19 protein-coding genes are annotated in these 21,150 nt (G+C 67.3%); 9 read left to right on the forward strand and 10 right to left on the reverse strand.

Annotated features, from left to right (window positions below):
• Positions 1 to 41: 41 nt before the first annotated feature.
• Entirely contained in the window at positions 42 to 473 is a 432-nt protein-coding gene (locus tag ACNQS7_RS05360; RefSeq protein WP_418011741.1) for an SRPBCC family protein, read from the reverse strand.
• A gap of 286 nt (positions 474 to 759) precedes the next feature.
• Between ACNQS7_RS05360 and ACNQS7_RS05365 the strand changes: the two genes are divergently transcribed.
• Genes ACNQS7_RS05365 through ACNQS7_RS05375 form a run of 3 tightly spaced genes read left to right on the forward strand, consistent with a single transcriptional unit; the run spans position 760 to position 6,085 of the window.
• Entirely contained in the window at positions 760 to 2,631 is a 1,872-nt protein-coding gene (locus ACNQS7_RS05365) for a serine/threonine-protein kinase PknD (protein WP_418011742.1), read from the forward strand.
• Complete coding sequence (locus ACNQS7_RS05370; protein WP_418011743.1) at positions 2,628 to 4,508, forward strand: protein kinase domain-containing protein; 1,881 nt, start codon at positions 2,628 to 2,630, stop codon at positions 4,506 to 4,508. Before ACNQS7_RS05365 ends, ACNQS7_RS05370 begins: the two co-directional genes overlap by 4 nt.
• Entirely contained in the window at positions 4,508 to 6,085 is a 1,578-nt protein-coding gene (locus ACNQS7_RS05375) for a hypothetical protein (RefSeq protein ID WP_418011744.1), read from the forward strand. Before ACNQS7_RS05370 ends, ACNQS7_RS05375 begins: the two co-directional genes overlap by 1 nt.
• Positions 6,086 to 6,101: 16 nt before the next feature.
• On the opposite strand, the gene ACNQS7_RS05380 is transcribed toward ACNQS7_RS05375, so the two are convergent.
• Both ACNQS7_RS05380 and ACNQS7_RS05385 read right to left on the reverse strand, forming a co-directional pair.
• Positions 6,102 to 6,905 (reverse strand): SDR family NAD(P)-dependent oxidoreductase, encoded by an 804-nt coding sequence (locus ACNQS7_RS05380; protein ID WP_418011745.1) that lies wholly within the window; start codon positions 6,903 to 6,905, stop codon positions 6,102 to 6,104.
• Positions 6,902 to 7,918: an SDR family NAD(P)-dependent oxidoreductase gene (locus ACNQS7_RS05385; RefSeq protein WP_418011746.1), complete on the reverse strand. Its 1,017-nt coding sequence runs from the start codon at positions 7,916 to 7,918 to the stop codon at positions 6,902 to 6,904. Before ACNQS7_RS05385 ends, ACNQS7_RS05380 begins: the two co-directional genes overlap by 4 nt.
• A gap of 483 nt (positions 7,919 to 8,401) precedes the next feature.
• Here ACNQS7_RS05385 and ACNQS7_RS05390 point away from each other — a divergent pair, with 483 nt between their 5' ends.
• Complete coding sequence (locus ACNQS7_RS05390; protein ID WP_418011747.1) at positions 8,402 to 9,046, forward strand: MliC family protein; 645 nt, start codon at positions 8,402 to 8,404, stop codon at positions 9,044 to 9,046.
• 4 nt (positions 9,047 to 9,050) lie between these two features.
• Here ACNQS7_RS05390 and ACNQS7_RS05395 read toward each other — a convergent pair whose 3' ends face one another.
• A complete protein-coding gene (locus tag ACNQS7_RS05395) occupies positions 9,051 to 10,121 on the reverse strand; it encodes an NAD(P)-dependent alcohol dehydrogenase (protein WP_418011748.1) in 1,071 nt (356 codons plus the stop codon).
• Between the two features lie 335 nt (positions 10,122 to 10,456).
• Between ACNQS7_RS05395 and ACNQS7_RS05400 the strand changes: the two genes are divergently transcribed.
• Positions 10,457 to 11,272: an AraC family transcriptional regulator N-terminal domain-containing protein gene (locus ACNQS7_RS05400; protein ID WP_418015890.1), complete on the forward strand. Its 816-nt coding sequence runs from the start codon at positions 10,457 to 10,459 to the stop codon at positions 11,270 to 11,272.
• 34 nt (positions 11,273 to 11,306) lie between these two features.
• On the opposite strand, the gene ACNQS7_RS05405 is transcribed toward ACNQS7_RS05400, so the two are convergent.
• On the reverse strand, positions 11,307 to 12,560 hold the full coding sequence (locus ACNQS7_RS05405) for an RNA polymerase sigma factor (protein ID WP_418011749.1): 1,254 nt from the start codon (positions 12,558 to 12,560) through the stop codon (positions 11,307 to 11,309).
• Positions 12,526 to 12,906: a YciI family protein gene (locus ACNQS7_RS05410; protein ID WP_418011750.1), complete on the reverse strand. Its 381-nt coding sequence runs from the start codon at positions 12,904 to 12,906 to the stop codon at positions 12,526 to 12,528. Before ACNQS7_RS05410 ends, ACNQS7_RS05405 begins: the two co-directional genes overlap by 35 nt.
• Before the next feature lie 96 nt (positions 12,907 to 13,002).
• On the opposite strand from ACNQS7_RS05410, the gene ACNQS7_RS05415 reads away from it, so the two are divergent.
• On the forward strand, positions 13,003 to 13,761 hold the full coding sequence (locus ACNQS7_RS05415) for a class I SAM-dependent methyltransferase (protein ID WP_418015891.1): 759 nt from the start codon (positions 13,003 to 13,005) through the stop codon (positions 13,759 to 13,761).
• Between the two features lie 2 nt (positions 13,762 to 13,763).
• On the forward strand, positions 13,764 to 14,546 hold the full coding sequence (locus tag ACNQS7_RS05420; protein ID WP_418011751.1) for a class I SAM-dependent methyltransferase: 783 nt from the start codon (positions 13,764 to 13,766) through the stop codon (positions 14,544 to 14,546).
• Here ACNQS7_RS05420 and ACNQS7_RS05425 read toward each other — a convergent pair.
• Both ACNQS7_RS05425 and lspA read right to left on the reverse strand, forming a co-directional pair.
• A complete protein-coding gene (locus ACNQS7_RS05425; protein WP_055576199.1) occupies positions 14,529 to 15,455 on the reverse strand; it encodes an RluA family pseudouridine synthase in 927 nt (308 codons plus the stop codon). The genes ACNQS7_RS05420 and ACNQS7_RS05425 overlap by 18 nt on opposite strands.
• Complete coding sequence (gene lspA / locus ACNQS7_RS05430; RefSeq protein ID WP_418011752.1) at positions 15,448 to 16,053, reverse strand: signal peptidase II; 606 nt, start codon at positions 16,051 to 16,053, stop codon at positions 15,448 to 15,450. Before lspA ends, ACNQS7_RS05425 begins: the two co-directional genes overlap by 8 nt.
• Positions 16,054 to 16,127: 74 nt before the next feature.
• Between lspA and ACNQS7_RS05435 the strand changes: the two genes are divergently transcribed.
• Complete coding sequence (locus tag ACNQS7_RS05435) at positions 16,128 to 17,066, forward strand: asparaginase (RefSeq protein ID WP_418015892.1); 939 nt, start codon at positions 16,128 to 16,130, stop codon at positions 17,064 to 17,066.
• On the opposite strand, the gene ACNQS7_RS05440 is transcribed toward ACNQS7_RS05435, so the two are convergent.
• Complete coding sequence (locus ACNQS7_RS05440; RefSeq protein ID WP_418015893.1) at positions 17,031 to 18,431, reverse strand: DNA polymerase IV; 1,401 nt, start codon at positions 18,429 to 18,431, stop codon at positions 17,031 to 17,033. The two genes, ACNQS7_RS05435 and ACNQS7_RS05440, sit on opposite strands and share 36 nt — an antisense overlap.
• 268 nt (positions 18,432 to 18,699) lie before the next feature.
• On the opposite strand from ACNQS7_RS05440, the gene ACNQS7_RS05445 reads away from it, so the two are divergent.
• The gene (locus tag ACNQS7_RS05445) at positions 18,700 to 20,109 is read left to right on the forward strand and encodes a PE domain-containing protein (RefSeq protein ID WP_418011753.1); all 1,410 of its coding nucleotides are present in this window, start codon (positions 18,700 to 18,702) and stop codon (positions 20,107 to 20,109) included.
• A 10-nt stretch (positions 20,110 to 20,119) separates the two neighbouring features.
• On the opposite strand, the gene ACNQS7_RS05450 is transcribed toward ACNQS7_RS05445, so the two are convergent.
• Positions 20,120 to 21,082: a dTDP-glucose 4,6-dehydratase gene (locus tag ACNQS7_RS05450; RefSeq protein ID WP_418011754.1), complete on the reverse strand. Its 963-nt coding sequence runs from the start codon at positions 21,080 to 21,082 to the stop codon at positions 20,120 to 20,122.
• Positions 21,083 to 21,150: the final 68 nt, after the last annotated feature.

Genomic DNA, 21,150 nt, shown 5'->3' on the forward strand with positions numbered 1-21,150 from the left:
GACGTCTTTCGGGCGTGTCGCGAAGTGTGTCTCGAAGGCGTTCAGGCGTAGCGCTCGACGAACAATTGCAGCGACTTTTCTACGTCGCCTTTGACCGCCCGGGCCGCGGCCGAGCCGACCGGGCCGAACAAGGCACGCCCGCCCAGCTCAAGGCGCAGACCCATGGTCGAACCGTCCTCGTGGGGCGCGACGGTGACAGTCACGCCGTACTTTGCTCCGCCTTTGCCCGACCCTGACATGGCGACCTCGTGGGGCGGGTCCCATCTGGTCACGGTCCACGTCACCCGGTTGCGCAACCCCTTCGATCGCGCCACGCCGATGATCTCGGTTCCCACGGTGATCTCGTCGGGAATGTCGCTGCGCCATCCCTCGTGCATGACGAGCCATTCGCCCAACTCAGAGAGATCCGACACCCGCTCCCACATGTCCTGCGGGGCCATCGGGACGTTTGAGGTCAACTCAACGGAAGCCATCGGGTGAGCCTAGCGAGGGTCGCAAGGCCGGCGCAGCCGGCCGCCGCGGGCCCGAGCCATGCACCCCGCGAGGGTCGCAAGGCCGGCGCAGCCGGCCGCCGCGGGCCCGAGCCATGCACCCCGCGAGGGTCGCAAGGCCGGCGCAGCCGGCCGCCGCGGGCCCGAGCCATGCACCCCGCGAGGGTCGCAAGGCCGGCGCAGCCGGCCGCCGCGGGCCCGAACAATGCTCCCGGCCGCCGCGGCATGGTTCGCGCTCCCGTTACGCTCAGCAACAGAGGAGGGGCGAGTGGTCGAGGATCGGGCGGGTTCGCAGTTCGGGCCGTATCGGTTGATCCGACTGTTGGGTAGCGGTGGGTTCGGCGAGGTCTACGAAGCCGAGGACACCGCCATGAACCGTGTCGTCGCGCTCAAGTTGCTGAGCAACACCTACTCGCAGGATCCGGTCTTCCGCGAGCGTCTTTTCCGGGAGGCCCGTACCGCCGGACGTCTTCGCGAGCCTCACGTGCTGCCGATTCACAGCTGTGGGGAGATCGAAGGCCAGGTCTACATCGACATGCGGCTGGTCCGGGGCGTGGATTTGGAGACCCTGCTCAAGCGGGACGGGCCGCTCGACCCGACCCGCGCGGTGAAGCTGATCCGCCAGGTCGCCGCCGCCCTGGATGCCGCGCACGCCGAGACCGTGCTGCACCGCGACGTCAAACCGGCAAACATCCTGCTGTCCGGTGACGACTTCGCCAGCCTGGTCGACTTCGGTCTGGCCAGCGCGGCCGGTGACGCCCGCCTCACCAAGACCGGGAAGGCCGTCGGCACCTTCGATTACGTTGCTCCGGAACGACTTTCGGAAGCGCCCGTGGACCACCGCTGCGATGTGTACGCGCTCGCCTGCGTTCTCTACGAGCTGCTCACCGGCAAGGCGCCGTACGAGGAGCACCGTGACCTTTCCGCCCTTATGACCGCGCACCTGACCGCGCCCATCCCGCGACCCAGCCAGCAGCGCCCCGGGATCCCGGCCGCGCTGGACGACGTCATTGCACGAGGCATGGCGAAGAATCCCGACGCGCGCTACCGCAGTGCCGGCGAACTGGCCCAGGCCGCCGAGAACGCGCTGAACCCCGCCGCTGCAACCCGCGAATGGGGCATCGAGGCACCGGCGCCGCCGATCCCGCATGTGCCGCCACCTCTCCCCCCGCCGTCCGCGCCCCGACCGCCGTGGGCCCAGCCGCCCGACCGCAAGCGCCGCCATCGCGTTGTGTACGTGGTGGCCGCCATCGCCCTGGTGGCCGTCGCGATCACCGTCGGGATTGTCGCGATCGTGCACCGACACGACGGCGCGCGCCCCGCGGCCGCCAGCACACCGAGGCCGTCCTCGACGGTGCCGACCGTGCTGAAGTTCCCCAACCTGGTGAAACCGCGCGGAGTGGCAGTCGATGAAGCCGGCAACGTCTACGTCGCCGAGTTGACCAACCACTCCCCGGAAGGCCGCGTGCTGAAACTGCCTGCCGCGCAGTCCGCTCCCACCGAATTGGCATTCGGGGAGGTCTACGGCCTGGACGTGGCGGCGGACAACGACGGCAACGTCTACCTCGCCGACATTCACGCGCCCGGCGTATGGAAACTCGCCCCGGGCGCCCGCGGCCCGATCCTGCTGCCGTTCGGCCACGTCGGCAGGCCGGCGGGTCTGGCGGTCGGCAAAGACGGCAGCGTCTACCTGACCGACAACGCGCTCAAACAGGTGCTGAAGCTGGCCCCGGGGGCAACCAGCGCGATCCAACTGATGCCCACCGTTCCGATGAGCGGGCCGGGGGGCGTCGCAGTGGACAAGGACGGCAACCTCTACATCGCCGACAGCGACGACCGCCGCGTGCTCAAGCTGCCCGTTGGCGCTGCAACTCCCACCGAGTTGCCATTCGCCGGCCTCCAAGCGCCCTACGGTGTGGCGGTGGACCCGGGTGGGAACGTGTACGTCTCCGATCTGGAGGGGCACGGGATTTTCAGATTGGCCGCCGGCGCCACCAGCGCCACCCGCCTCGCCTTCCCGGGACTCAACTACCCGCTCGGGATCGCGGTGGATAAGGACGGCGATCTGTTTGTCGTCGACTGCCATCGCACAGACGACTGCGCGACCGGCAAGGTGCTGGAACTGGGACCGCCCCGATGACCGACGATCCCACGATCCGACACTCATCGCGCTCGCGCGTCGGCACCCGCTTCGGGCCTTACCTGTTGCGGCGACTGCTCGGCACCGGCGGGTTCGGCGAAGTCTACGAGGCCGAAGACACCGTGATGCACCGAGTGGTGGCTCTGAAGCTGTTGTCCAGCAGCTACTCTCACAATCCTGCATTCCGGGAACGGCTGTTCCGGGAGGCCCGTACTGCCGGGCGGCTGCACGACCCTCATGTGGTACCCATTCACGGCTGCGGCGAGATCGACGGGCAGCTCTATATCGACATGCGGCTCATCGATGGCACCGACCTGCAGAGCACGCTGGAGCGGGACGGCGCGCTCGGTCCGGCGCGTTCGGTGAACATCGTGCGTCAGATCGCGGCCGCGCTGGATGCCGCCCACGCCGAAACGGTGATCCATCGGGACGTCAAACCGGCCAATATCCTGCTCGGCAAAGACGATTTCGCCTGCCTGGTCGACTTCGGGTTGGCCAACGCCGCCACCGATACCAAACTCACCAGCGAAGGCACCACCATCGGTTCGTTCGCCTATCTGGCTCCGGAGCGTCTTGCCTCCGGAGAGGTCACACCCGGCGCCGACATCTACGCACTGGCCTGTGTGCTCCACGAATGCCTGACCGGAGCCTCGCCCTTCGAAAACCGCACCGAGATACCGGCATTGGTCGCCGCCCACCTGACCTCGCCGCCGCCGCGTCCCAGTCAGCAACGGCCTGGGATTCCGGTCGGTTTCGACGAGGTGATCGCGCGCGGCATGGCCAAGGAACCCGAGCGTCGCTACCGGAGCGCCGGCGAACTCGGTGCCGCCGCCCAGCGCGCCCTGGGCACACCGGTGCCCAACCCGTCGTGGACGCCCCAGGCCGCCCCGCCGACGCAACCCTGGAGCCCGCCGGCACCGACCGCGGCGCCGACCGTGCAGCGGCCCCCGCCCGTCCAGCGAAAGTCCGGCCGCCGCGTCGCGGTCATCGTCGCGGCCCTGGGCGCCATTGCCGTCATCACCGCCGTCGGGGTGGCGGTCTCGGGCACACCGGACTCATCTCCACCCTCCCGCAGCACCACGACCGGCCCGGCTACGCCGACCGCCTCGATCGCCAACGCCGCACCACCCCTCAACGCCACCCCGTTGACGACAATCGGATACGGCGATCTGAGCGGAGTGACAGTCGACGGCGCCGGCAACGTATTCGTCGTCGACACGGGCACCAAGGAGGTGTTCAGGCTCGCCGCGAACACGAATGCCCCCACCGCGATCCCGATTCGCGGGCTCACCAAGCCCAAGGCCGTGGCTGTGGACTCCGCCGGCAACCTCTACATCACCGATTGGTCCACTGCCGGTACGGGCCAGGTGTGGAAACTCCCTCCCGGCGCCACCTCACCCGTCGAACTGCCCTTCGGGACGATTCTTCCCTCGGGTATGGCAGTCGACGGCGCAGGCAACGTGTACGTCAGCGCGCGGGACCAGGTGCTTCGGCTCGCGGTCGATGCGCCTGCCCCCACGGTGCTTCCGTTCGGGGCCGGCTTGTTCGAGAGCGTCGCGCTGGACGGCGCCGGCAACGTCTATGGCCTACAGATGGGCCGCGTCCTGAAATTGGCACCCGGCGCAACCAGTCCCACGCAGCTGCCCTTCTCTCAGCTCGGCCGGGCACAAGGCATTGCCGTCGACGCCAAGTCGACCGTCTATGTGATCGACAACTCCGACAACCTGGGCAAACTACTGAAGCTCCCCGCCGGCGCCACGACGTCGACAACACCCACCGTGCCCGAGAACCAGTCTTTCGGCGGCATAGCTGTCGACGCGGCGGGCAACGTCTACCTGACTGAGAACAATCGACTGCTCAAGGTGGGGGCCGGTTGATGAGTGACCTGAGAACCCAATTGGCCCAACACGGCCCCCTGAATCCGGGTCATGCCGTCGAGGTGGTACGTCGCATCGCCGCGGTCATCGACGACAGCCATGCTTCAAAGACCGTCCACCGCGACGTCACCACCGCCACCATCCTGCTGGGCGACGGCGGGTCGGCATATCTCGCGGATGCAACCGGCGCCACTCCGTCCACGGAGCGCACCCGCGCACTGGTCACCGACACCGAAGCCCGCTACCGCGCCGACATCACCGCGTTGGCCGCGGTCCTGTACGAGTGCCTCACCGGGCGCCCGCCGGACGCTGCGGCACCACCGCCGAGCCGACAGCGGCCGGGCATCCCGGCCGGCCTGGACGCCGTCATTGCCAGGGGTCTGGCCGACAATCCCGATGACCGCTACCGCAGCGCCGCCGAATTGGCCGAAGCTGCCCAAGGTGCCCTCGCGGCGGCGACCACGCAGACGGTCCAGCTGCCCCCGACGCCAACCAACCCCTCACCGCCACAATGGAATACCGGACGTACGGTGTCCTACCCGCACACGCATCCGGTGGTGCTGCGGCCGCCGCGGCCACGACGACGGCGGCTGGGCCCGGCGATTGCGGTCGTGGCGATCGTGGTGGCGGTGGTGGCGGCCGCCTTCGCGATTCCCAAACTCGTTCACCGCCCGGGCAAATCCATGTCGGCAGCGCCGACCACGACGACCACCCCGGCCAAGCGCAGCTATACCGCGCTGCCCACCGCACTGCCGTTTCCCGCGCTGGGCGCGACCAAAAGCGTTGGCGTCGACGGGGCCGGCAACGTGTACGCGCTGGCTTCGCTGATAAGCGAGGGGTCATTCGATTCCTTGCCAACGATGCTGTTCAAGCTGGCGCCCGGCGCCGGGGACGCTGTCCCCCTTGATATTCCGGGTGTCAATGTGCGCTCGGCAACGGACCTGGCGGTCGACCAGGCCGGCAACATCTATTACAGCGAGGGCAGCCAGGTCTGGTTCCTGGAGGCCGGCAAAACCAGCCCGATGCGGTTGCAGTTCCGCGGCTTCTCGCGGATCGATGCCATCACCTTCGATGCGGCGGGCAACGTCTATGCGGTCGGCGGCATCATGTCGTCCGACCTCAAACTCAAATACGGGGTGAAGAAACTCGCCCGCGGCGAAAACCGGCCGACTGACCTGTCATTCAGTGGCCTCTACGTGCCCAAAGGCATTGCGGTGGATAAAGCCGGCAACGTGTACGTCAGTTCCGGCATCGAAAACACCGGCCACGGCAAGGTGTTGAAACTGGCCCCGGGCGCCACCTCTGCCACCGCGTTGCCCATTCCCGATATCTTGGAGCCTCGCCAGATCGCTCTCGACAGCGCGGGCAACACCTTCGTCGCCGACGGTTTCGGCAGACGGTTCTTCGAATTGCCGGCTGGCGGCGGCAGTGCCATCTCGCTACCGATTCCCGCAAGCTCGCACGGTGTTGCTGTCGACTCGGCCGACAATCTCTACGTACTGACCGGCGCGGTTGCCAACCAATCAGACAAGACGGTGCAACCGGGTCAGGTGCTCAAGGTCGTCCCGGAGAAGTAGCCCGCCCGAAGCAGGATCAGTGGCTGGGACCGCCGCGCAGCTTGTTTCCGATCCGGATCGCCGGCAGCAGCACACTGCGCGGTAACAGCCGGCCGCTGGTGCTGGCGACCTTGGGCACCAATCCCGGTACCACGCCACGCTTGCCCGACAGCATGCCCCGGATTGCCTGTTCGGCGACCTCCTCCGGCGAGACCTGCGCGAGCGGGACGCTGAACCGCTCGGCACTGGCGATCTCGGCCCACTCGGTGGGAACCGGCCCGGGACACAGCGCCGTGACCGACACTCCCGTCCCGTGCAACTCCTCCTGAACCGCCTCGGAGAAGGTCAGCACGAACGCCTTGCTGGCCGAATACACCGCCATGTACGGAAGCGGCTGGAACCCGGCGATCGACGCGATGTTCAGCACGGCGCCGGCACCCCGCTCCACCATGCCGGGCAGCACGGCTCGGGTGAGCTCCATCAACGCGAGTGCGTTGAGGGTGACCTCCTCGCTCTCGCGTTCGGCCGGTAGTTCATAGAAGCGCCCGCTGGTGCCGAATCCCGCGCTGTTGCACAATCCGGCAATCGGGTCGGTGCTCAGCCGCTGCGCGAGCTCGGCCCGCGATTCGGCGGCCGAAAGGTCCAGCGGCAGCACCTCGACTGCGATCTTGTCGCTGTCCCGCAACCGGTCGGCCAGGTCGTCGAGGCGCTCGCGGCGCCGGGCCACCAGCATCAGCGGATACCCTCGCCGCGCAAGGCCTTTCGCGAGTTCGGTACCGATTCCCGACGAGGCGCCCGTGATGACGACCGTGGTCTGCCCGGTTGGTTTAGGGAGACTCACCAGTGGATCCCTCGGGTCGCCTGCAGGAAGGTCTCGCTCCGCTTGTCGAGATCTGTTTCCCCGCTTGGCTTTTCACTGCCCTTTGCGGCCGAGGAGTCGTCGAACATGCCGAATGCGCGGTTACGCACGCGATCCATCACCGCCGGGTTGACGGCGTCGGCGACCGCGGCGAACTGGCCGAACGGCGAACTCGCCCGCCGGGGCCGGTGGATCAGCGCGTCGGTGATCACCCCGGCCGCCTGATCGGGCGTCAGCGTCGGGAAATGGTCGTACATCGTCGTGGGGCTGATCATCGGCGTGCGGACCAGCGCCATGTGCACGGTGGTGAACCGGACGTTGTCGCTCACGGTCTCCGCCTGCAGCGCGTCGCACAGGCTGTCCAGCGCGGCCTTGCTGGCGATGTATGCGCCGAACCGCGGCGCTCGGGTCTGCACGCCGACCGAGGACACGTTGACGATGTGCCCGAAGCCGCGTTCGCGCATACCGGGGATGAACTTGAGGATCAGCTGGACCGCGCCCAGGTAATTCAGCTGAATAGTGCGTTGGTAGTCGTGGATCCGGTCGTAGGACAGCGCCAGCGAACGCCGGATCGAGCGGCCCGCGTTGTTGATCAGGATGTCGACCCCACCGAGGTCCTCGAGCACCTTGTCGGCCATCGCGGCAATCGCGTCGGTGTCGGACAGATCGCACGGGTACACGTGTGCGGTGCCGCCGTTGGCTCGGATGTCGTCGGCAACCTTCTCGAGGTTTTCCAGGGTGCGCGCGATGAGCACCACCGTGCCGCCCGCCTCGGCGATCTTGTGAGCAGCGGCTTCGCCGATGCCTGACGACCCGCCCGTGATGAGCACCACCCTGCCCTGGACCGCGTCGCTGAGCTTGCGGCCCTGCACGGCGTCGAGCAGATTCCTCAGGTAAAAAGGCCGGTACCGACCCGCGGAGTTCGGCGTGTTGATCATGTTCGACATCGCCGCGAAAGGCTTTTCGACCAGATGGGTGAGGTCACCGAGATTCATCGACAGTTGCTCCTGATGGCGGTGTGGAAGGTGTGACGGACGGTCATGAAGCCAACCTAGGACATCGGCCGGTGAATAGATACACAGCTCAGGACAAGATGACGCGCCGCCCTGCGCCGGGCTGCCCACCCCGGCGAGCGCCCGCATGTCGCCAACAACACGCCGCCACACCCGACACTTTGCGGCCCCTCGCCAACGACAGCGCCGCCCAACCCACCCCCACCCCGGCGAGCGCCCGCATGTCGCCAACAACACGCCGCCACGCCCGACACTTTGCGGCCCCTGGCCAACGACAGCGCCGCCCAACCCACCCCCACCCCGGCGAGCGCCCGCATGTCGCCAACAACACGCCGCCACGCCCGGCACTTTGCGGCCCCTGGCCAACGACAGCGCCGCCCAACCCAACAGCGGCGGCGAAAGTATGCCCGCCGTCCACGGCGTGTCGCGGCACCGCTCCCGTCCAGGAGCCGGTAGTCAGCAGGTATGAGACTGCTGGTCGCCATCCTGGCCGTACTGCTTGTCAGCGCCTGCGACGGCGGCGGGTCCGGCTCGTCGCGGCCCGCGGCGTCTTCGAGTACCCCTTCATCTTCGACCACCACCCAGCCCGCCGCCCCGGCGATGACGTTCGACTGCGCCAAACCGGCGAACAAGGCACAGCAATTGGTTTGCGACGAGCCACAATTGAGCGACCTCGACCGTCGCCTGCAGGCGGCTTACCAACAGGCGCTGGCACGACCGGGTGCCGATCAGGCCACTCTGACCACCGCCCAGAGCGCGTTCGCGACGACCCGCGACGGCTGCGCCGATCTCGTCGAGGTGCGAACCTGCGTGCTGGAGGCTTATCAGACGCGGCTTGTGGAGCTGGCCATCGCCGACCCGGCCACCGTCGCGCCTCCGGTGGTCGGCTACGATTGCCCCGCCGATGCCGGCACGTTGACCGCGCAGTTCTACAACCAGCTCGATCCGAAGACGGCGGTTCTGGACTGGAAGGGTGTACGCGTCATCCTGTTCCTGCAGCCCTCAGGCAGCGGCGCCCGATATGGCCGTCAAGGTTCGGAGTACTGGGAGCACCAGGGCGAGGTGACGCTCGACCTCGGCGGCACCAAGTTCGTCTGCCACACCCGGTGACTGGTCAGTCGAACACAACCACTGCCCTGCCCACGATGTCGCCGCGACCCAGCGCCTCGAGGTTGTCGTTGATGTCGTCGAGGCCGACCGGGACCACGTGATGTTTGATCAGACCCTGGCCGGCCAGCGACAGCACCTCTCTGAGGTCGTTGTAGTTGCCCCAGAACGAGCCGAAGTAAGACTTTTCTCCGCTCACGAACGGGAACAACGGCAGTTCGACGCGTTCGCCCATGAGGCCGACCTGGGACAGCGCGCCTTCGGTTTCCAGGATGGCGGCCGCCAACCCCAGCGATTCCGGCGACCCGGCGCAGTCCAGCACCGCATCGACCGTGCGCCGACCGGTCAGGTCCGCCAGTTCGTTCTGGACGTCCTCGGTTGACTTGTCCCGCACGTTGATCGTGTGGTCGGCGCCGTGTTCCCTTGCGACATCGAGCTTTTCATCACTTCTGGCAAATCCGAACACGGTGGCACCGGCGCCGAGAAGTCGTGCGTACTGCACGCCGTAGCTGCCGAGCCCGCCGATGCCGTTGACCACGACGGTGCGTCCGGCGCCGAGCTTGCCCGCGTCGCGCAACTTCTTCATGCCGCGGTAGGGGGTCAGACCGGCGTCGGTCAGCGGGGCAAGGCACCGGGGCTCTTGATCCGGTTGGTCACCAAAGGAAATGACGTGGTCGTACGGGGCGACCATGTATTCGGCGAAACCGCCGTTGGGCCCGAAACCGACGAGTTGTCCATTGGCACAGAGTTGTTGGTTGCCCTCATGGCATTGCCGGCAGGTACCGTCGCCCCAGTTCGGGTCGACAACGACGAGATCTCCTTCGGCGATGCCGGCCGACTCCGGAACGTCGGGACCCACCTCGGTGACGGTGCCGGACACTTCGTGTCCCGGGATGAAGGGGAATTCGACGGGAAGGCCGTCCCGGAAATAGCCGTCCACCAGCTGATAGTCGCTGCGGCACATGCCGGTCGCGGCAACCTTGATCAGTACCTGGTTGCGCCCCACGTCGGGCACCGGAACTTCATCGATCTCGAGAGGCCGGTTGTAGCCGTGCATGCGCGCTGCCCTCATTTTCATGATTTTTCCTTCGATCGCTGAAGCATGGGGAAGATGATGCGTGCCCGATAGTCACAGCAAACCGGACCGACGACTGTCGCGGTAGCAGATTCCTGCTCGATGCCTGTCTCATTCCGAGACGACGGCGACCCACGGACCCAGCGGGTGATCACACGGTCAGATACCTTTTTCTACAAAGCAATTCCCAACTCGTCGCTGCTGCTGCTCGAGGAGGTGCCGATCTGACCGCCACCGAGTACGTCGAGCGGCGCTCGACATCGAGTGAACTCGTCGCCGAACTGACCGCCCGCGCAGTCCACGACGGCCCGAACGCCGGGCTGTGGCCGGGGCTGACGATCTACCGCTTCAGCCGGCCAACGCAACCCGAATGGCAGGAGATCCAGGGGCTCTCCATCGGGATCGTCGCCCAGGGCCGCAAGGCGGTGACGGAGAAGGGCAGACGCCACGTCTACGACCAGTTCAACTACCTCGTCATCAACGGCGATCTGGAGTTCCAGAGCGAGGTTCTCGAGGCATCACCGCACCATCCTTGCCTGTGCCTCGTGTTGGAGATCGATCCTTCCACGGTGCGCAGCATCTCCGAGAAGATGCCGGGCCGCAATCGCGTCGAACCGGCGTCGGTACGCGAACTCGCGGACAGCTGCATGGTCTCCGCGCTCGACGACGAGGTGATGAGTTCCGTGCTGAGATTCGTGCGGTCGCTGGGCACCGATGTCGATCGGCGCGTCCTGGCGCCGCTCTATCTGGGTGAATTGGTCTACCGGGTGCTGCAACGTGAACAATTCGCGCGCCTGCTGCACTTCGCCGCGCAGCACGCGGCGGGCAATCCCATCGGTGCGGCACTGACTTACATCAATTCGCATCTGAGCGAACCGATCACGGTCACCACCCTGGCCGCCCAGGTGGGGCTGAGCCCGTCGGCGTTCACTCGGGCGTTTCGGGAGCTGACGGGTTCGTCACCGTACCAGTACGTCAAGGAAGTACGACTGAACCGGGCGCGGGAGCTGATCCTGGACCGACACGTCGGCGTCGCCGACGTCGCGCATCAGGTCGGCTACACCAGCGCCTCGCACTTCATCAAGGAATTCCGTACCCGGTTCGGCGCCACACCCCGGGAATACGTCGGTGGTCGACCCGGGACGTCGGTATAACAAAGCGGCGGTCCCGGGCTGGAAGAGAAATCATTCACACCTGATCGTCAGCCAGCGCGTCGAGCCGTCGGGCCAGATACCTGACGACGCCGGCATCTGTGGTGAGCTCGATGGCCCGACGGTACGCCTGCGCCGCGGCCTCGACTTCGCCGGCGGACGTCAGCAGGTGGGCGCGGGCGGTCCAGGCCGGCTGAAAGCTGTCGGTGGCGGTCATGGCGTCCAGAGCCCGCAGCCCCGCCTGCGGCCCTTCGATTTCGGCATCGATCACCGCCAGGGCGACCGCAGCGCCCAGCGACGGCGCGAGCCGAAACAGTGCGCGATGCAGCGTTCGCAGCGCAACCTTGTCCACGCTGCCGTCCCCGGCGCGGGCGCAGTGCGCCGACTGGATCGCCGCCTCATATTGGTAGCGGCCCGGGCGACCCACGTCGTAGGCGCGATGCAGCAAGTCTTCGCCGCGCGCGATCAGCGTCCGATCCCACAACCTGCTGTCCTGCTCGTCCAGCGGTACGAACTCGCCGTCACCGGTGCGCCGCGCGGCTCGACGGGCTTCCGACAGGTACATCAGTGCGGCCAACCCGAGCACCTCGGGATCACCGGGTAGCAGCTCGACCAGGACCAGTGCGAGATGCAGCGCTTCGGCCGCCAAAGACTCGATCGGGTCGCCCTCCGGCTCCAGCTGCCAATCGATCGCGAAGGCGCCGTAGACCGCCTCCAGAACGGCGGGCAAACGGACGTCGAGATCCGCACGTCCCGGCATCGCGAACGGGATCGCCGCGTCCCGAATTCGGCGCTTGGCGCGCACCAGTCGTTGCGCCATCGTGGGAGCCGGTACTGAGAATGCGCGCCCGATAGCGGCAGCGTCGACGCCGAGCACCGTCTGCAGCATCAACGGTGTTCGGCAGTTCGCGGCGATCGCGGGATGCGCGCACACCAGCATCAGCTCCAGCCGGCGATCTGGAATGACGGTCAGGTCTTCACTGAATTCTTCTGCCGCGAAATCTGTTTCGGGCATCGGTCGGCTCATTCGGTAGGCATGCGATTTCCAGCGGTCCCGCAGCCGATTGCGGGCCACCGTCAGGATCCAGGCCTCTGGATTGGCCGGGATCCCATCCAGCGGCCATCGGGTCAGCGCCCGCTCCATCGCGTCGGCGATGGCATCCTCGGCCGCCGGAATGTCGCCGGTGGGTGCGGCCAGCAGCGCCAGATGCCGACCGTAGGAGGTACGAACGAAGGCGCCCAATCGGGCACCTACCTCACTCGGGTTGATACCAGCCCCTTCCGCTCGCATACGTCACACCCACCGGCCGGATTTCGATCGTTCCCCACGCCGCGGCCGGGCATCGTTTCGCCCACTCCAATGCGGCATCCAGATCGGGCACCTCGATGACGAAGACCCCACCGAGACGTTCCTTGGTGTCGGCGAACGGACCGTCCTGAATCTCGGGCGCTCCGTTGCGCGCCGTGAACGTGGTGGACACGGCAGCTGATTCCAGCACCTGTGTGCCGATCAGGACGCCCGCCGCGTCCAGGTCGTCGGCGTATTGAGCGAATGCCGCCCGCGCGGGTGCCATGTCTTCGTCGGACAACCCGATCTCGCCGCCGTCCTGATAGTGCATGAGCAGGCAGTACTGCATACGTGGTCCCCAATCTGTTGGAAGATGTCAACGGTATGACGACCGACACCGCGCCCGATCGACATCGGGGCCGCCTACCAGACGAGAATGCCTGAGATGGGCGGGACTTTCGAAGAACTGGTGGCAGAAGCAGATTCGGCGTCGGTCGACGGTTGGGACTTCTCCTGGCTGGACGGCCGGGCGACCGAACAGCGGCCGTCCTGGGGTTATCAGCGGTTGATGAGCGACCGGCTGGCGAAAGTCTCGGCAGCACTGGACATTCAGACCGGCGGCGGTGAGGTACTGGCCGGGGCCGCGCGATTTCCGCCGACCATGGCGGCCGTGGAACCGTGGCCACCGAACGCCGCGCTGGCCACCAGACGCTTGCACCCGCGCGGGGTCGTGGTGGTGTCCGTGCCCGACGAGAAGGCACTGCCGTTCGCCGGTGACGTGTTCGACCTGGTGACCAGCCGGCACCCCAACAGCGTGCCGTGGGCTGAGATCGCCCGGGTGTTGCGGCCCGGCGGAACATATCTCGCCCAGCACATCGGCCCGGCCACCGTCGCCGAGTTGACCGAATTCTTCATCGGCCCACAGCCGCAGGCATGGGCCCGACGGGACCCGAAAACTGAGCGCGCGCAGGCAGAGGCCGCCGGCCTGCAGATCTTGGAGATGCGACTCGAGCGCCTGCGCCAGAAGTTCTTCGACGTCGGCGCCGTCGTCTATTTCCTGCGCAAGGTGATCTGGACCGTGCCCGGCTTCACCGTCGAGCGCTATCGCGAGCGACTGCGCGAACTCCACGAGCGCATCGAAGCCGAGGGACCGTTCGTCGCGCATGCGGCGCGGGTTCTCGTCGAGGCCCGCAAGCCTGAGTGACAATGCTGGGCATGCGCTCGTTTGAGGACCTGGTCGCTGAGGCGGTGGCGGCGCCGGTGGAGGGTTGGGATTTCTCCTGGCTGGACGGCCGCGCAACGGAGCAGCGGCCGTCCTGGGGGTATCAGCGGCTGATGAGCGGGCGATTGGCGGGTGCGTCGGCGGCGCTGGACATCCATACCGGTGGCGGCGAGGTACTCGCCGGGGCCGAGAAGTTCCCGCCGACCATGGCAGCCACTGAATCATGGCCTCCCAATGCGGCATTGGCCAGTAAGCGACTGAATCCCCGCGGTGTGGTGGTGGTTGCCACCGGCGACGAACCACCGTTGCCGTTCGCCGACGAAGCCTTCGATCTGGTGATCAGCCGCCATCCGATTGCCGTGTGGTGGAGCGAGATCGCGCGGCTGCTGCAGCCCGGCGGCACCTATTTCGCGCAGCATCCCGGTCCGGCGACGGTGTCGGAGTTGGTGACCCACGTCGTCGGGCCGCAACCGCAGCTGTGGGCACTCTACGAGCCGGCCGCCCAGCGGGCGGGCGCGCAGGCCGCCGGACTGCAGGTGGTGGACATGCGCATGGAACGGCTCCGGGCGGAGTTCTTCGACATCGGCGCGGTGATCTACTTCCTGCGCAAGCTGATCTGGACGGTGCCCGATTTCACCGCCGAGCCGTATTACTCGCGACTGCGCGAACTGCACGATCTGATCACCGCCGAAGGCCGCTTCGTCACCCATCCGACGCGGGTGCTGGTGGAGGCCCGGAAACCCGGGCGGTCAGCCCTCGGCGCGTAGCACGTCCAGGGCGTGCTGCAGATCCGCCGGATAGGGACTGACGATCTCGATCCGCCGGCCGTCGGCCGGATGCGCGAAGGCCAGAGATCGCGCGTGCAACCATTGACGTTCCAGCCCAAGTCTTTTCGCGAGCTTCGGGTCAGCACCATAGACGAGGTCACCACAGCACGGATGGTGCAGCGCGGAGAAGTGCACCCGAATCTGATGGGTACGACCGGTTTCCAGGTGCACGTCGAGAAGGCTGGCCGCGACGAACGCCTCCATGGTGTCGTAGTGGGTGATGCTGTGCCGGCCATCCCGGGTGACCGCGAACTTCCACTCCGGGCCGGGGTGGCGGCCGATCGGGGCGTCGATGGTTCCGCTGGACGGGTCCGGATGGCCCTGCACCAAAGCGTGATACCGCTTTTCCACGGTGCGCTGTTTGAACGCCCGCTTGAGGACGGTGTAGGCGCGTTCGGAGATGGCCACCACCATCACCCCGGAGGTTCCGACGTCGAGGCGATGCACGATCCCCTGGCGCTCATGCACACCCGAGGTGGTGATCCGGTAGCCGGCGGCCGCCAGGCCGCCCAGCACCGTGGGGCCGGTCCAGCCCACCGAGGCGTGCGCGGCCACCGCGGCCGGCTTGTCGACGGCGACAATGTCGTCGTCGGAGTAGAGGATCGTCATGCCCTCGATGTCGACGGGGGTGTTCTCCGGGGGCTTGGGCGGCTCCGGCAGTCGCACCTGCAACCAGGCCCCGGCGTTCAGGCGGTCGGACTTGCCCGCCGTCACCCCGTCGAGTTCGACACCGCCGTCTTCAGCGATGGCCGCCGCGGCGCTGCGGGACAGCCCCAGCAGGCGGGCCAGGCCGGCGTCCACGCGCATGCCCGCCAATCCGTCCGGGACCGGCATCGAGCGCTCAGTCAACTGCGCCCTGATCCTCGTTGCCGCCGTCGGGCTTCCGGCGGCCGACGGCGTCGAAATCGAAGCCGAAGATGGACAGGACGACCAGCAGGATGGCGCCGCCCACCACCGAAGGGTCGGCGACGTTGAACACCGGCCACCATCCGACCGACAGGAAGTCGACGACGTGACCGCGCAGGGGGCCGGGCGCCCGGAAGAAGCGATCGACCAGGTTGCCCATGGCGCCGCCCAGGATCATGCCGAGACCCAGCGCCCACCAGGGCGATACCAGCCGCCGACCCATCCAGAAGATGCCGACCACGACACCTGTCGCGATCAGGGTGAGCACCCATGTGTATCCCGTCGCCATCGAGAACGCGGCACCGGAATTGCGCACCAGCGTCCAGGTCACGGTGTCGCCGATGATGGAGACCGGCTGGCCGGGGGGCAGCAGTTTGACCGCCAGAACCTTGGTGATGATGTCGAGCGCAAGCACCACTGCGGCAACCGAGAGGAGCAGGCGCAAACGCCGGTGCGGCGCCTGCGCTGCCGAAGCCGGGGCTTCTTCGGCGTCACCGGCTGAAGTCAGCGGATCAGCGGATCCCGTTGGTTCGTCAGGCACCCCACCATCATCCACTAATAGGTGTTCATGCCCGGCACGCGGATGGGCTGACCCGCGTGCGGGATGATCCCCTGATGGGCCGCATCACCGTCATCACCACCGGAGGGACGATCTCGACCACCACCGGCGCCGACGGCGTCCGTCGGCCCGCCCTCGGTGGCGACCAGCTCACCAGCGGTCTCAGACCGGCATTCGACTTCGACGTTGTGGACCTGATGGCGGTTGACAGCTCCGAGGTGGTCCCAACCGACTGGGACAGGATCCGCGCAGCGGTCCTTACCGCAGCCGACGACGGCGCCGCGGGAATAGTCGTCGCCCACGGCACCGACACGATGGAAGAAACCGCGCTGTGGCTGGAGCTGGGGTACGCGGGCTCGGTGCCGGTGGTGCTGACCGGGGCGATGCGCAGCGCGGACGCACCTGACGCGGACGGTCCGGCTAACCTGCGCGACGCCCTCACGGTCGCGGGCAGCCGGGAAGCGCGTGACCTCGGGGTGCTGTTGTGTTTCGCCGGCCGGGTGTTGCAGCCTCTGGGCCTGCGAAAAGCAGCGACCCAGGATCTGACTGGATTCGCCGGGCGCCTGCTTGGGACGGTCGCCGGCGACGTGACACTGACCGGCGCCAAGGTGCGGCCGTTCCTCGGCGACCTCGACGCCGCCGCCGCACCGCGCGTCGATATCGCGGCGGTCTACCTGGGCAGCGACGCGGTGGCTTTGGAAGCGTTCGCGGCGGCCGGTGCCCGCGGCGTGGTGCTCGAAGCGTTGGGATCGGGCAATGCCGGGGTAGCCGTTGTCGAAGGCGTACGCCGCCTCTGCCGCGACGGCGTGGCGGTCGCCGTGTCGACCCGGGTCCCGACTGGCCGGGTCAGCGCGGGTTACGGGCCCGGGCACGACCTGATGGAGGCTGGCGCGGTGCTGGTGCGGCAACTGGCGCCACCGCAGGCCAGGGTCCTGGTGATGGCGGCGCTGACGGCACGATTACCGGTTGCCGACGTCGTCGGCCGCTGGGGCTGACGGCGCCGGCATCGATTCCGGTTCCTGCTGGCGCAATTCGCCGACGTAGTCGGGCCAGTCCAGGCTGTCGACCGGGTTGGCCGCGCTGATGTCGGCGGTGTCGATGGGAAACGTGCGGGCCGGGCCCGGGCCCGAACCGCGGGTCTCGAAGCGGACGGTGACGACGCCGTGACCCGCTCCCTGCACCCACCCGTGCCCGAACTCCGGATGGGTGACGTCGTCGCCGATCCGCCATGACGTCCCGTCCTGTCCGGTGAGCAGTGCGGCGCGCATCGTCTCGAAATCCTGCTGCGCCTCCGTCTCGGGCGACAGGTCCAACTCGGGAAACAGCGATTCCTGGCGCACATCGCTGAGACCCGAAAACCCCACGCCCAGCAGGCGGATCGGACCGATCTGCAACGGATCCAGCAGCAGCCGGCGGGCCACCGCCGTCAGGGCACTCGCTTCGGCCGTCGCGTAGGGCAGCGTCGCCGAACGGGTCAGGGTGCTCATGTCGGATTTCTTCAGCTTCACCGTCACCGTCCGCGCGCCACGGCCGTCTTTGAGCAGCCGCCGGTGCGCGTGCTCGGCGATCGGTTCAATCGCCTCCCGCAACTGGTCCAACGTGGTCAGGTCCGCTGCGAAGGTGGACTCGGCGCTGATCTGTTTGGCTTCGGCGCGTTCGGCGACCGGGCGGTCGTCGATGCCGCGCGCCAGGCGGTGCAACGCGGGTCCGACGGTCGCGCCCAGGATGTTGGCCACCTCTGCGTCGCTCAACGCGGCCAGTTGCCCGATGGTTTCGATGCCGAGCCGGTGCAACTTCTCCTCGGCGACCGGGCCGATGCCCCACAGCCGCCGCACCGGCAGACCATCGAGCAGCAGCCTCTCCTCGGTGCGGCCGACCACGCGAATGCCGTCGGGTTTGGCCAGCCCCGAGGCGATCTTCGCGATCTGCTTGCCCGAGCCCGCTCCGACCGAGGCGATCAATCCGGTCTCGTCGCGAACCCGCCGCCGCAGCAATTCGCAGAACTCCTCGGCGTCCGACGCCGACGCCCCGACCAACTGCGACGGCTCCCCGAATGCCTCGTCGAACGACAGTTGCTCCACCACGGGCACCAGGCTGCGGACCGTGTCGAAGACACGGCGGCTGGCCACGCCGTAGACCACCCCCCGCGGCGGCAGCACCACCGCGCTGACGCCTACCAGCCGGCGGGCCTGGTGCATCGGCATTGCCGAACGGGCGCCGAACACCCGCGATTCGTAGCTGGCTCCGGCGACCACCCCTCGGCCACCCAGGCCGCCCACCAACACCGGACGACCCCGCAGGGTCGGCCGGGTGAGTTGCTCCACCGACGCGAAGAACGCGTCCATGTCCAGGTGCAGCACCCAACGGGACTCCACGGCTAACGATGGTAGGGGGCGGGCCGCGAGGCGGTGCCCCGAAGGCGCCTCGACCGCGAGTTCCGTTTCGCGGACTACGGCTTCGCGATTTGGGGCCGAAAAGACTAATTGCGAAGCATATATCCAATATAGGACGTAAACACTGCGTGTCCCGGTTGAAAACTTGTCGTTATGCGCATGTTTAAGAGCGCTGACTTCGGGTCATTTGCAAATAGGCGAAGCGCTTGGCCGATGACACGGGTCGAGGGGGTCAATGGTGTCCGTTTTTGTCGCTCCTGAATGGGTCGAAAATGCAGCCCAGGAATTGTCCGGACTCAGATCGGCGATTGCGCAGGCTTCGGAATCCATCGCTGGTTCCACCACCGCCATTGCCCCTGCCGCCGCGGACGAGGTCTCCTCCGCGATAGCCGCGATGTTCGGCGACCTCGGCCGAGAGTTTCAAGCACTGAGCGCACAGACGCAGGCCTTCCACGCCGAGTTCGTCAGGACGCTGAACTCAAGCGTCGGCGCGTATCTCGGCGCCGAGATCGCCAACGCCGAAAGGGTTTTCGCTGGCATCGTGCCCTCGTTGGCGGCCGCCCCGGCGGCCTCGATCCTGGACAGTTTCCCCGGACTCGGGAACCTCGGCGGATTGCTGGGCGGCTTCGGCGGCATCTTGAACGGCGTGGGAGTTTTCCCGTCCTTGCAATCATTATTGCCCGGCATAGTCGGCGCGGCGCCCGGGCCCACACCCCCCAGTCTGGCCGCCATCACCGGGCCCTACGAAAAGTTGATATCCAACACCATCACCAACCTGCAGAGCCTCGGCAATGGTCTGGCGGCGAACCCGTTTCCATTCCTGCGGCAGTTCATTTCCAACCAGTCGAACTACGGCCACATCATCTCTGCGGCATTCACCAGTGCGGGCGAACACTTGAACAGCGGGGCCCCCGCAACTCAGATACTGGCTGACCTGGCCCCGATCGCGTCGATACCGGGCCGGATCGGTCAGAACGCGGTGAATGTGCTGGCCACCCTCACCGATTTCTCGTACTCATTCGGCGTAAATTACGCCGATCCGCTGGAAATCGGGTCCGCGTTCTTCGGGCTCCCGATAGCGCTCGGCATCGACGCCATCGGTTCGCCCGTCACGACCGCGAACGCGATAGCCTCCGTGGGCGCGGCCTTCAGCCATGCGGTTCAGAGCGGCGACGGGTTCGGGGCTGCCGTCGCGGTGCTCACCGCTCCCGCCGTCGTCACGGACGGCTTTCTCAACGGCCAGTACACCTGGGGCGTGACGCTGCCGGCGGTGCCCCTGCCCGTGCTCGGCGGACTGCCTGCCCTCACCGTGCCACTGCACGCCAGCATTCCGTTCGGCGGGATACTCACTCCCCTGTCGACGGTCACGGTGAACGTCGATCCGCTACCGGGGAGCCCAGTCGTCAGCGTCCCGATGGGCGGCACGCCCACCGGCGGAATTCTGCCCGGGCTACTGCTCTACGCGCCGCAACAACTCGCCCAGGCGATCGGCGCCCCGCCGCTCCCCAGCCCGCTTCTTCCGTTGCCGCAGATCACCGTGCCGGGTCTGCCGTCGCTGGGATCGCTGTTACCGGGACTCAGCCTCCCGTCCCTGCCCGGGCTGACGGGTTCACCGCTTCCGCCGTTGCTGGGCGGCTTGCTGTAGCCGCTCCCGATCAGGTCGCGGCTAGCTGAATCTCGTTGTCGGACTCGTTCATTGCCCAGTCCACATAGCGGTCGATACCCGCCCAGATTTCGACCTGCGGCGCGAAGCCGATGCTGCGCGCCAACTCGATGTTCGCCGGATAGCGCGCGACCTCTCCGGGCCGCGCGGGTCGTTTGACGACGCGCACGCCGAACTTGCCCGCGATGTGCTCGGCGATGTCGCGCACGCTGGTGTTGATGCCGCTGGCGAAATTGATCGCGCGACCCTTGAGGCCCGGATTGGCCAGGACCAACAGGTAGGCACGTATCACGTCGCTGACATGGAGGTAGTCGCGCGTCGCGGTGCCCTCACCGAAGACCGTGAGATCCTGACCTGCCATCGCCTGCCGTACGAGTATCGGAATCAACGCGCCGAACGCACCGCTCTTCTGCCGCTCTCCGAAGATGTTGAACGGCCGGACCACGCTGACGTCCATGTCATAGGAACGGAAGTAGGAGTAGCACAACCGGTCTGCCGCGGCTTTCGACGCGCCATACGGGCTGTTCGGCATCAGCTCCGCGGTCTCGTCGAGAACTTCGTCCTCACCCAGGTTCTGGCCGTCGCCGTACACCTCGCAGGTCGAGGCGTAGATGACGCGCGAACCGCTGCGCCGGGCCGCCTCGAGGATGTTGTAGGTGCCCATCACGTTCGTGTCCAGAAAGCTTTTCGGATCGCTCAGTGACTTGTCGACGTTGACGTTCGCGGCCAAGTGGAAGACGACGTCGTGCTCCGGCACCGTCTTGGCGGTCAGTTCGGCATCGGTCACCGAGCCGAACACCACATCGGCCCGTTCGTCGGCTCGCAATCGACGGGTGTTCCTCTTGGCGGCGCTCGACAGGGTATTCAGAACGGTCACGTGATGCCCCGTGGCGAGCAGCGCCTCGGCAAGGTGGCTTCCCTGGAAACCAGCTCCCCCAGTGACGAGAATCCTCACCGCACAAAGCCCCCCACGTTCCGTGCCGTTCTTCGCTGAACCGGCTCATAGCTTACTGGCCCGTCGTG

The sequence above is a fragment of the Mycobacterium sp. 23 genome (genome assembly GCF_048287075.1).
Lineage (GTDB): Bacteria > Actinomycetota > Actinomycetes > Mycobacteriales > Mycobacteriaceae > Mycobacterium > Mycobacterium gordonae_B.

Coding starts and splice junctions, on each gene's coding strand:
- ACNQS7_RS05445 (WP_418011753.1), top strand. CDS start 18,700: ATGGTGTCCGTTTTTGTCGCTCCTGAATGGGTCGAAAATGCAGCCCAG.
- ACNQS7_RS05395 (WP_418011748.1), bottom strand. CDS start 10,121: ATGAAAATGAGGGCAGCGCGCATGCACGGCTACAACCGGCCTCTCGAG.
- ACNQS7_RS05410 (WP_418011750.1), bottom strand. CDS start 12,906: ATGCAGTACTGCCTGCTCATGCACTATCAGGACGGCGGCGAGATCGGG.
- ACNQS7_RS05435 (WP_418015892.1), top strand. CDS start 16,128: ATGGGCCGCATCACCGTCATCACCACCGGAGGGACGATCTCGACCACC.
- ACNQS7_RS05405 (WP_418011749.1), bottom strand. CDS start 12,560: ATGCGAGCGGAAGGGGCTGGTATCAACCCGAGTGAGGTAGGTGCCCGA.
- ACNQS7_RS05370 (WP_418011743.1), top strand. CDS start 2,628: ATGACCGACGATCCCACGATCCGACACTCATCGCGCTCGCGCGTCGGC.
- ACNQS7_RS05375 (WP_418011744.1), top strand. CDS start 4,508: ATGAGTGACCTGAGAACCCAATTGGCCCAACACGGCCCCCTGAATCCG.
- ACNQS7_RS05415 (WP_418015891.1), top strand. CDS start 13,003: ATGGGCGGGACTTTCGAAGAACTGGTGGCAGAAGCAGATTCGGCGTCG.
- ACNQS7_RS05420 (WP_418011751.1), top strand. CDS start 13,764: ATGCTGGGCATGCGCTCGTTTGAGGACCTGGTCGCTGAGGCGGTGGCG.
- ACNQS7_RS05385 (WP_418011746.1), bottom strand. CDS start 7,918: ATGAATCTCGGTGACCTCACCCATCTGGTCGAAAAGCCTTTCGCGGCG.
- ACNQS7_RS05360 (WP_418011741.1), bottom strand. CDS start 473: ATGGCTTCCGTTGAGTTGACCTCAAACGTCCCGATGGCCCCGCAGGAC.
- ACNQS7_RS05390 (WP_418011747.1), top strand. CDS start 8,402: ATGAGACTGCTGGTCGCCATCCTGGCCGTACTGCTTGTCAGCGCCTGC.